The sequence below is a fragment of the Serratia plymuthica NBRC 102599 genome (assembly GCF_001590925.1).
GTDB lineage: Bacteria > Pseudomonadota > Gammaproteobacteria > Enterobacterales > Enterobacteriaceae > Serratia > Serratia plymuthica.
In genome coordinates this window covers 301,448-309,210 of record NZ_BCTU01000007.1, presented here as the reverse complement: position 1 = coordinate 309,210, position 7,763 = coordinate 301,448, and the positions used below count along the sequence as shown (strand labels likewise).

The 7,763-nt window shown below is 46.2% G+C and carries 6 protein-coding genes; all 6 read left to right on the top strand.

The features are described from left to right. Positions 1–126: 126 nt before the first annotated feature. The 6 genes from SPL01S_RS06150 to SPL01S_RS06125 all read left to right on the top strand — a co-directional run bounded on the left by SPL01S_RS06150 (position 127) and on the right by SPL01S_RS06125 (position 7,334). On the top strand, positions 127–390 hold the full coding sequence (locus SPL01S_RS06150) for a PAAR domain-containing protein (protein ID WP_062869765.1): 264 nt from the start codon (positions 127–129) through the stop codon (positions 388–390). 4 nt (positions 391–394) lie between these two features. Further along, entirely contained in the window at positions 395–1,234 is an 840-nt protein-coding gene (locus SPL01S_RS06145) for a TagK domain-containing protein (RefSeq protein ID WP_073972025.1), read from the top strand. 17 nt (positions 1,235–1,251) lie between these two features. Next, on the top strand, positions 1,252–2,049 hold the full coding sequence (locus tag SPL01S_RS06140; protein ID WP_062869766.1) for a type VI secretion system accessory protein TagJ: 798 nt from the start codon (positions 1,252–1,254) through the stop codon (positions 2,047–2,049). Positions 2,050–2,053: 4 nt separating this feature from the next. Then, positions 2,054–2,539, top strand: coding sequence for a type VI secretion system baseplate subunit TssE (locus tag SPL01S_RS06135; protein ID WP_073972027.1), 486 nt, complete (start codon positions 2,054–2,056; stop codon positions 2,537–2,539). A gap of 1,221 nt (positions 2,540–3,760) precedes the next feature. Next, entirely contained in the window at positions 3,761–4,381 is a 621-nt protein-coding gene (locus SPL01S_RS06130) for a helix-turn-helix transcriptional regulator (protein WP_232246032.1), read from the top strand. A 25-nt stretch (positions 4,382–4,406) separates the two neighbouring features. Further along, positions 4,407–7,334 (top strand): autotransporter outer membrane beta-barrel domain-containing protein, encoded by a 2,928-nt coding sequence (locus SPL01S_RS06125; RefSeq protein WP_063198231.1) that lies wholly within the window; start codon positions 4,407–4,409, stop codon positions 7,332–7,334. The last annotated feature ends 429 nt before the right edge of the window (positions 7,335–7,763 follow it).

The window sequence follows — 7,763 nt, the reverse complement described above, 5'->3', positions numbered from 1 at the left end:
CCCCGACGGTGACGCCGACGCCAACCCCGACAGGTAGTGCAACGATAGAACCTTAACGGTTCATTTAAACCCGACGACGGAGTGTATCCGTCGTCGATCCATGTGTTTTATCAAGGAAAGTTAATCATGCAAAACGCAGGGCGAGTCGGTGATGCCACCGCGCACGGCGGCGCAATATGCACTGGTTCCGGTGATGTCTATATTAATGGTCTTTCCGCCGCAATGGTCGGTACCAGCGTTGCGCCTTGTGCCCTGGGACACGGCGCAGCACCTGTTGTGACAGGTTCAGGCAGCGTCTACATTAACGGCCTTCCCGCAGCGCGGATTGGTGATGTAACGGGTTGCGGTGCGGTTGTGGTGACAGGCTCCGGCGATGTGTATATAGGTTGACGATGTGAATATTCATTTTGAGTGGCCGCCATCGCGCCAGCCTATTGCACTGATCGGAAACCTGACGGCAGATAATGCCGCAGTTTTAGATGTCTCAAGTGGGGTTTTCGGGCCCCATGGCAATGAGGCCGAGCAGGATACTGTTGCTTTTTACTGGCATATGGCCAGGCCCGTGATCCTGAATTTATGTGCCAACCTCGTTTGCCGGCTGGATGGGGTTGAGCTCCAGTACGGAAGCGTTCATCCGCTGAGAGATAAAAGCAAAATTCAGGTAGGCCACTTTAAGTTGGTGATGACAGGCGGCACTGACGAGGTGGATGAGCAGGGGTTCTATCAGCTTATTTATCCGAATGGATCATGGCAGGCCGCAAACAAGGTTCCTGAAGTTGAGGAGATCCTTCCCAACGGAGGTAATTATATTAATGACCTGCGCTATTTCAACGAAGTGATACTGGCTCAGGACAAGGGGGAGGATGTTCTGAAGGCACTGGAAGTGGAGTATAAACGCTTTCTTATCTGGTGGGAGCAAGATGGCGGGTACTACGGTGGGGGAAACGAGCTGGCCAACCATATCATCAAGACCGATCATCGCTTTGACATTATCAGGGAAAAGATTAAAGAAAAGACCTTAACCGAATGCATTGTCGCAAGGGATTTTCTTATGGAAAAAGTGTGGCCTGAGCTTGATACAGGTGACCATTTTGATGACATTTTCAGCGAAGAGGAAAAAGTGGATCTTCTCAAATCCCTCTCCCCAGAACATATTACTGCTAAAGGAAAATATACAGTGCCTGAACTGGTATTTCAGGACTTTTACAAAGTTGGTTTGGACTCTCACTATTAATCTAAGGAAGAATTATTATGCAGGATTTTACTTTTCTCACTCAGGCATTAAAAAATGCCTCGCTGGATGAAATATTCGAACAGGTACTGGCACAGGTAAAAGAGCACCCACAGGATTTGAAAGCAAGGGAAGTGCTGTTCAAATTGTATTGCGTTGAAGGCGTTTGGGATAAGGCTCTGCTGCAGCTTCAAACCTTGGCGATGCTGGATGAAGGGTTACAAAAGCAGGCCGAACTGTATAAGAATTTAGTGTTCAGTGAAATGCAGCGTATGCAGATATTAACTGGCAAGCGTCCCGCGGTAACCTTGCAGGGAGATACCCCGGAGTGGATGGCAAAATTACAGCAAGCCAATGCGGAGCACTATGCGGGGAAAGGAGAGCAGGCGGAAATATCTCGTCAGGAAGCCTTCGAACTTGCGCCTGAAAGCGCCGGAAAAAGCGATACGTTGGGAGAATTTTCCTGGATAGCTGATAGCGATAGCCGCATTGGGCCGGTTTGTGAGTTTATTTATGCCGGGGGATATCGCTGGTTGCCCTTTTCCTCTCTACAGCAGTTGAGCGTATCAACGCCAGGAGATTTACTCGATCTCTTGTGGATCCCATCAACCCTTAAAATCGATGGCGAAGTTTATCACGGATTTATTCCGGCACGTTACCCTGTCAATAATAGCGACTCACAAGATTGTAAGCTGGGGTTAAAAACAGAGTGGGCGACGTTGTCCGATATTCTCTTTACCGGTAGTGGACGTAAGGTTCTGACTACCAATGTCAGTGAACATTCAATTATGGAAGTCAGCGACATTGTTTTCGGATAATTTCATTGGAAAAAATAGGCAATATCTTCCAACTTTGTTGGAACGTCTACAAGACGATGAGCCAAAAAGCCCGAACGATCGCGCAAGGTCTATTGATATAAAAGGGATGCGTAGTCTGGTACAAAAAGATATTGCCGATCTGATTAATCATACCAATATTGAAGATACGCTTGATGAATACCGCTATAAAAACGTAATAGAGTCGGTGCTTAATTATGGTGTTCCTGCATTAATTGGTACTCAGGAAAACCACCAAAACTGGAGTGTTATAGAGAAAGCTATTCGTAACACAATTTTACGTTTTGAACCACGCATTCTTCCCGAAACTCTACTTGTACGCTCATTGCAGGAAAAAGACACTGTGGCTCGACATGCTGTCATTCTCTTCGAAGTTAGGGGGTTGATTTACTGGAAACCCCATCCGGTTGATCTTTGTATGAGCGGCCGTTATGACTTTGAGTCAGAAAAGGTCGATTTAAAACTGCGGTAAGCGGATCGTAAAATGATCTTGTCTTTATTAACATTTTAGATTGGGGTAGCTAGCTGCGGATTTCCACGGCTAGCGACCCAAAAAATGTATTTCATTATTCAATTTATATTATTAAAAAATAAATAATTTATATATTAAAAGTGTATTGAGATTTATTTAAAACTTGCCGTGCACTTTGTGTTATTGGTCTATTGTGCTGTTTTTTTTTACTTTACGATATTTTTGTTTTTTCTCTGCGTATTGAGTGTGTTGTGGGGTAAAAAATGTCTGTGTCGCTATAACGAAGGTAAATAGTTCTATTTCTTTTAGTGATGTTATTGGTGTTAATCTAAATATTTTCTATCGATTAGTTACATAAACCCCGCTTTGATCTATATGTATCCTATATATCCATATTGGAAGCTATATGTTTGTTTAATAATCCCCCAGATACTTTCCCTCCCTTAAAATAAAAGGTAGTCTTAGGGGTATGTTTAAAGCAAGTCACGTTCATAAACGTTCAGGTAATATGAGGGTTGGCTCACCTTTTCTCCAGAGCGAGATGGGGCAGTATCACCGCGAGGTCAAGTGGGTTCATTCCGCATGACGGTACCATTAATCTAAACAACGCTGTATTCAACGGGACGAAAGCACGCCGGGCAGCTGAAAGCGACAAAGAATTATTAAAAACGCTCGCTTTCGTGATCCTGAAAATCAGTAACGTCATAACCGGGTGCTAAAACGGAAGAAGGCAGGCACGCCAGTGAATCAGATCTGCCGCTATACCTGACTTATCCTGAACGTCTTTACGCCTGAAACCGGTTGTTGTCGACCCTAAATCAGTTAAACCTCAGTTCAGTGTGTCGCAGAGTAGTGCCTGTGGTTGACTGATATCCGATATTAATCGGACCATGCAAACTTGGTTATCGCTGATGAGGCTGGCCGAAGAGTTCCGTAATGTTCCACCACGTTCAAAGGATGCAGCATTCAGCAGGATATATCGACGTTATCGGCATGAAGATAACATCCTTTGCAACATTAAGCTTGAAAACAGAAGGAGTAACGTTACGACGCTATACGGGATGTGATGGATTACATCATGTTTATAACAACAGATACCTTCATTGACGGCTGAGAGGTCTCAGCCTGGATGAATAATCAATGCCATTTAAAGGAATGAGCCTTAAAGGTGTCTGGGTATGTTTTTTGTTATAGATTGCAATTGAATGGAGATCGCAGTGCATGGGCGTGAATATGTTAAATATATTATTAATGGATTCTAACTTTTACCAGGTGTCGGGATTGAGTTTCTTAATCTTAAAGCAACTCAAAGACGAAGGTTTAAATGAGGCATGTTTCTTATTGCCTTCACTGGAAAGTAACAGAGATATCGCTAACATAATCTTCCGTGATGACATGGTGACGATCAATGTTTTCGACAAAAAATATATTCCCAGAAAAAATGGAACAGAGCAGAAAGACGTTGATAAAATCACTATCCATGTCCCGTTTTGGGCCAAAAGCCAAACTCTAAATGATATTTCCAGGAAGATTTCCAAGATACTGATGATAGCTCGCGCAGATTATAATATGATTATCAATAAGGAGGAGTCGTACTGGAACTTTGGTTTAAAAAAGTACGCCCAACTCTCCGATACTGAAAATGATGTAATGATATTGATAGGTCGGGGATACAACAGCACAGAAATATCAGTAATCCTGAATCGCTCGAAAAAAACAATAGGCACGCATTATAGAAACGCGAGTCGAAAAATGGGCGTGGCAAATCAAGCCGAGTTCTATCGCTATGCTTCGTTTATTGCAAAGTGTCAGTGTGACGAACGGAATACTTTTTGCTTATAAGCATTCTACTTAAAAGGAGTTAACGATGAATGATTGTATTAAAAAAAAATGGAATATTAGCTTGCTATTATATAGTCCGCTGTATGTTTCCTCCCTGTTTCTTGCCTCTGGGTCTTATGTGTGGGCGGCAAACAACGACACCATTATTGCAAATGGAACCGTCCGTTCCATCAATGGCCTGACACTCGAAAATAATACTAACGGTGATTTCATCATTCAGGCAAAGAATGGGGCCGATTTTACGGCCACGCGATTACAGTTAAATAGCTCAGGCAGCCGTGGCGGCGGCGCCTGGATCGATAACAGTAAATTCACCGCGCAGGAATTACAAATTAACGTTAGCGGGAGTTCCGGTACCGGCATTTATCTGGCGAACAACGGTGAAGCTGTACTGAGCAACATCACTGTCCTGGGGCAGAAAAGTGCGCTGGGGTTGGTTCTGGATGGTGTCTGGTCCACCTCTCAGAGTATTGCAAGAGCTCAGGTTAACGACAGTACTATTGCTACCGCCGGAGGCGATGCCATTAGGGTGATGGCGGGAGAGTTGGCGCTAAATAATGTCGCTGCCAGTACCTTGGATAATAATAGCTATGCATTAAACGCTAATATGGCTGCAAAAATTGATGTCGAAGGGGGGCGCTTCGCCACTCAAGGCGTGTACAGCGATGCGGTGTGGATTGCCTCAAAAGATTCTTCGGTAATGATGAATAATGCAGTTATCACTACGAAGGGGGAGCGCGCCATCGCAGTCAATGCGCAGCAAGGGGCTGCGAAGATCACAAACAGCACCATTGAAACGCTGGGGGGAAATGCCTATGGCCTCTATACAGAAAAACTGGTTCAGGGTGATGAACTGTCTATTACTACCGCCGGAGCAAGAAGCGCGGGATTTTTCACCGCGCTTGGCGGGACGGGTACGCTGACAAACAGCACGATTATTACACGCGGCGAGCTTGCTCCGGGCCTCTTGGCCTATCCAGGATCGCAAATAATCGCGGATAATGTGCGAATCGAAACCGCAGGCAAAGAGGGTTTTGGGCTGTGGAGTCGGGCGGGCTCACTGAACATTGGCAACAGCCTTATTACTGCCTCAGGCGAAGGCGCTGTGGGGCTGTACGTAAATGGCTACTCCTCTACCACGCCGCTAAGCAATAACGTGTTACTGGATAATGTTCTGCTCAAAAGCGAGCTGGCACAGGTGATTGACGTCAACACTACCGATCTGGCGCTGGAGGTGAAAGATTCCGTTCTTAGCAGCGGAAATAACCAGCTTATGACCGTCAGCAACTATGAAGATGTCCTTGAGCCGGCCAATAACATCTACAGCAACGTATCACTCAATGCTACCAACAGCATGCTAGACGGTGATATCGCGGTGGCGAACCCGGGTAATTCGGTAAACGTTAATCTCAGATCTGGTTCCGTGCTGAATGGTGCAGTAAATAACGCATCATCACTGACACTTGATAGCAGTAGTGCCTGGAATATGAATAACAGTTCTGTTGTTAGACAACTCAGCAATAATGGCACTGTTGTCTTTTCCGATCGGAACAAATTCGACACCTTGACGGTGTCGGGGGATTACAGCGGTAACAATGGAACACTGGTAATGAATAGCCTGCTGGGCGCCGATGATTCACCGGTTAATAAACTTATTGTTACCGGGGATGTGCAGCAGGGAGCGACTAATGTTTCCATTAATGATCTTGGTGGGCATGGCGCACAAACTATTGAGGGAGTAAAGATTGTCGATGTCGGTGGCACCTCTTGGGGACGTTTTGTCAAAACGGATCGTATCGTTGCCGGTGCTTACGATTACGATCTGATCAAAAAGGGGCAAAGTTGGTATTTGACCAGTAACCTGATTAACCCCGAGCCTGCGCCAGAACCCATACCAGAACCCATACCAGAACCGGAATCCGTACCTGCGCCTGAGCCAATGCCAGATCCGCAGCCGACAAAGCCTTCGATTGTTCGCCCTGAAGGGGGGAGTTACACGGCCAACCTGGCGGCGGCTAATAACCTGTTTATGATGACGCTGCATGATCGCCTGGGGGAAACCCAATATATTGATGCGTTGACCGGCCAGCCGGAGGTGACCAGCCTGTGGTTACGTCAGCTCGGCGGGCGTAATGCCTGGCGCGATGGCAGCGGGCAACAGAAAACCCAGAGTAACCGTTACATGACTCAAATTGGTGGCGATGTTGCACGCTGGAGCACGGATGGACTGGATCGCTGGCATATCGGTTTCATGGCGGGTTATGGCAATAACCATAGCGCTTCCCGTAACCAGGTAAGTGGCTACGGTTCGAAAGGTTCCGTTGATGGCTACAGTGTAGGAAGCTACGCCACTTGGTATGCGAACAATGAAAAGCCTGCCGGCGCTTATCTGGACAGTTGGCTACTGTACAGCTGGTTCAACAACGACGTTAGCGGTGAGACGCTGGCGAATGAGAACTATAAATCTCATGGGATTACCGCTTCACTGGAGGGGGGGTATACATGGAAAATTGGGCAATCCCTGGGGAGCCATGGCACGCTGAATGAGTGGTTTATTCAGCCACAGGCCCAAGTCGTATGGATGGGAGTAAGAGCTGACAGCCTTCAGGAAGCCAATGGGACACAGGTTAGCGGTGAGGGTGATGGGAATATCATGACTCGGCTGGGCATTAAAACTTACCTCAAAGGCCATCACGCGCAAGATAACGGCAAGCAGCGCGAATTCCAGCCTTATATCGAACTGAACTGGTTGCACAATACGCGCCATTTTGCGACCAAAATGGATGACGTGCGTATTCGCCAGAATGGAACAAAAAACCTGGCCGAGGCTAAAGTGGGGTTGGAAGGACAAATTAATCCTCGCCTGAATCTTTGGGGCAACGTAAGTGTGAAAATGGGTGATGCGGGTTATAACGACAATACCGCTATGCTTGGAATGAAATACCACTTTTAAGTCAAACCTGTCAGGTGGGTTTGCCTGCCTGACATCTTTTTCTATTAACAGAAATGTTAACGGAAAAGTATTGGTGTAGTCATCGTATTTTTAAGGATTAAGCGCAAGGTGTATTCTTGACGTTGCGAGTGGAATTGATGATTTTTATTTAACCCCCTTATTTACTTTTAGCTTTTTTAATGAAAAGAAGAGGCTCTGGAGAACGCTGGTACGGCATGGCCGTTGATTCATGGGGAATGCTCGGTAGTGTGTGTAATGCACATCGAGAATACCTGACAGAAGCTATCGACATGATGTCAGATTATTATGTGTCCAGGGGCGGCAGGATGATTCCACCGCCAGGATGCTTTGGCGCGATATTGCCTTATAAACCCGCGCAGGTGCTGGGAATACCGCTCTTCGCACCTAACATATTCTGACGATATTAGC